At 55.2% G+C, this 3,422-nt stretch carries 2 rRNA genes; both read left to right on the top strand.

From position 1 onward, the window contains the following. Window positions 1–46 precede the first annotated feature (46 nt). Window positions 47–3,177, top strand: a 23S ribosomal RNA gene (locus tag FFS72_RS26240). A gap of 119 nt (window positions 3,178–3,296) precedes the next feature. Next, window positions 3,297–3,413 (top strand): 5S ribosomal RNA (rrf, locus tag FFS72_RS26235). Window positions 3,414–3,422 lie beyond the last annotated feature (9 nt).

Below are 3,422 nucleotides of genomic sequence, written 5' to 3'. Positions count from 1 at the left end.
GTTTGTGTGTTGTTTGAGAACTGCACAGTGGACGCGAGCATCTTTGTTGTAAGTAATGAAGAGCGTACGGTGGATGCCTTGGCACCAGGAGCCGATGAAGGACGTAGGAGGCTGCGATAAGCCTCGGGGAGCTGTCAACCGAGCTGAGATCCGAGGATTTCCGAATGGGGAAACCCAGCACGAGTGATGTCGTGTTACCCGCACCTGAATATATAGGGTGTGTGGAGGGAACGTGGGGAAGTGAAACATCTCAGTACCCACAGGAAGAGAAAACAACCGTGATTCCGTGAGTAGTGGCGAGCGAAAGCGGAAGAGGCCAAACCATGTACATGTGATACCCGGCAGGGGTTGTGTGCGTGGGGTTGTGGGGTCATCTTTGTCAATTCTGCCGGATTGGCCGACAGTAAGAAATCATCGTGTTAGTCGAAGTGGTCTGGAACGGCCTGTCGTAGAGGGTGAGAGTCCCGTAGACGAAAACATGGTGACTGTCGTAGGTGATGCCCAAGTAGCAGCGGGCCCGTGAAATCTGCTGTGAATCTGTCGGGACCACCCGATAAGCCTGAATACTCCCTGGTGACCGATAGCGGACTAGTACCGTGAGGGAAAGGTGAAAAGTACCCCGGGAGGGGAGTGAAATAGTACCTGAAACCGTGCGCTTACAATCCGTCAGAGCCTTCGAGCAGCTTGCTGCTGGGGGTGATGGCGTGCCTTTTGAAGAATGAGCCTGCGAGTTAGTGGCATGTCGCGAGGTTAACCCGTGTGGGGTAGCCGTAGCGAAAGCGAGTCCGAATAGGGCGTTGCAGTGGCATGTTCTAGACCCGAAGCGGAGTGATCTACCCATGGCCAGGGTGAAGCGACGGTAAGACGTCGTGGAGGCCCGAACCCACTTAGGTTGAAAACTGAGGGGATGAGTTGTGGGTAGGGGTGAAAGGCCAATCAAACTCCGTGATAGCTGGTTCTCCCCGAAATGCATTTAGGTGCAGCGTCACGTGTTTCTCACCGGAGGTAGAGCTACTGGATGGTCTAGGGGGCCCACAAGCTTACCGAAATCAGCCAAACTCCGAATGCCGGTGAGTGAGAGCGTGGCAGTGAGACTGCGGGGGATAAGCTTCGTAGTCGAGAGGGAAACAGCCCAGATCGCCGGCTAAGGTCCCTAAGCGTGTACTAAGTGGAAAAGGATGTGGGGTCGCGAAGACAACCAGGAGGTTGGCTTAGAAGCAGCCACCCTTGAAAGAGTGCGTAATAGCTCACTGGTCAAGTGATCCTGCGCCGACAATGTAGCGGGGCTCAAGTACACCACCGAAGCCGCGGCATTCACATAAGCCCGCCTTTCTCCTACGGGGGATTGGCCAGGTGTGTGGATGGGTAGGGGAGCGTCGTGCAGCCATGGAAGCAGCAGTGTGAACTAGCTGTGGAGGCTGCACGAGTGAGAATGCAGGCATGAGTAGCGAAAGACAAGTGAGAAACTTGTCCGCCGAATGACCAAGGGTTCCTGGGCCAGGTTAATCCGCCCAGGGTGAGTCGGGACCTAAGACGAGGCCGACAGGCGTAGCCGATGGACAACGGGTTGATATTCCCGTACCCGTGTGAACGCGTCAATGGTGAATCAGTGATACTAACCGTCCTGAAGCGCTCTTACTTCCCTTCGGGGAACCTGGGTGTGGATGCACGGAACCTGAGCTGGTAGTAGCCAAGCGATGGGGTGACGCAGGAAGGTAGCTGGGCCAGTTAGTGGTAGTACTGGTGTAAGCGTGTAGGGCGAGTGGTAGGCAAATCCGCCACTCACATAGCCTGAGACGTGATGCGTAGCCGATTGAGGCGAATTCAGTGATCCTATGCTGCCGAGAAAAGCCTCTAGCGAGTTTTCACACGGCCCGTACCCCAAACCGACACAGGTGGTCAGGTAGAGAATACTAAGGCGATCGAGATAACTATGGTTAAGGAACTCGGCAAAATGCCCCCGTAACTTCGGGAGAAGGGGGACCTCTGCTGGTGACGAGTCTTGCACTCTGAGCTGGTGGGGGTCGCAGAGACCAGTGAGAAGCGACTGTTTACTAAAAACACAGGTCCGTGCGAAGTCGTAAGACGATGTATACGGACTGACGCCTGCCCGGTGCTGGAAGGTTAAGAGGACCGGTTAGCCAGTAATGGCGAAGCTGAGAATTTAAGCCCCAGTAAACGGCGGTGGTAACTATAACCATCCTAAGGTAGCGAAATTCCTTGTCGGGTAAGTTCCGACCTGCACGAATGGCGTAACGACTTCTCAGCTGTCTCAACCATAGACTCGGCGAAATTGCATTACGAGTAAAGATGCTCGTTACGCGCGGCAGGACGAAAAGACCCCGGGACCTTCACTATAGCTTGGTATTGGTGTTCGGTTCGGTTTGTGTAGGATAGGTGGGAGACTGTGAAGCGGGCACGCCAGTGTTCGTGGAGTCGTTGTTGAAATACCACTCTGATCGTATTGGACATCTAACCTCGGACCATGATCTGGTTCAGGGACAGTGCCTGGTGGGTAGTTTAACTGGGGCGGTTGCCTCCCAAAATGTAACGGAGGCGCCCAAAGGTTCCCTCAGCCTGGTTGGCAATCAGGTGTTGAGTGCAAGTGCACAAGGGAGCTTGACTGTGAGACTGACAGGTCGAGCAGGGACGAAAGTCGGGACTAGTGATCCGGCACCGGCATGTGGAAGCGGTGTCGCTCAACGGATAAAAGGTACCCCGGGGATAACAGGCTGATCTTCCCCAAGAGTCCATATCGACGGGATGGTTTGGCACCTCGATGTCGGCTCGTCGCATCCTGGGGCTGGAGTAGGTCCCAAGGGTTGGGCTGTTCGCCCATTAAAGCGGCACGCGAGCTGGGTTTAGAACGTCGTGAGACAGTTCGGTCTCTATCCGCCGCGCGCGTTAGAAACTTGAGGAAGGCTGTCCCTAGTACGAGAGGACCGGGACGGACGAACCTCTGGTGTGCCAGTTGTCCTGCCAAGGGCACTGCTGGTTAGCTACGTTCGGAAGGGATAACCGCTGAAAGCATCTAAGCGGGAAGCCTGTTCCAAGATGAGGTTTCTCACCCCCTTGAGGGGGTAAGGCCCCCGGCAGACCACCGGGTTGATAGGCCAGAACTGGAAGTGCAGTAATGCATGTAGGTGACTGGTACTAATAGGCCGAGGACTTACCACAAAGAAGCTACGCGTCCACTGTGCGGTATCTGAAACAACACACGTTGTTCAGAACCGAAAATTGCATGTCCCTGATGTGGGGTGTGTGTTTTCTGGTTCCGTGTGACAGTTTCACAGAGTTACGGCGGCCATAGCGGAGGGGAAACGCCCGGTCCCATTCCGAACCCGGAAGCTAAGCCCTCCAGCGCCGATGGTACTGCACTCGACAGGGTGTGGGAGAGTAGGACACCGCCGTACATAACATCC

Origin of the sequence: Rhodococcus sp. Q (assembly GCF_005503035.1) — a bacterium.
In the GTDB taxonomy this organism is placed as follows: domain Bacteria; phylum Actinomycetota; class Actinomycetes; order Mycobacteriales; family Mycobacteriaceae; genus Rhodococcus_G.
This window is presented reverse-complemented; position numbering and strand designations above follow the sequence as displayed.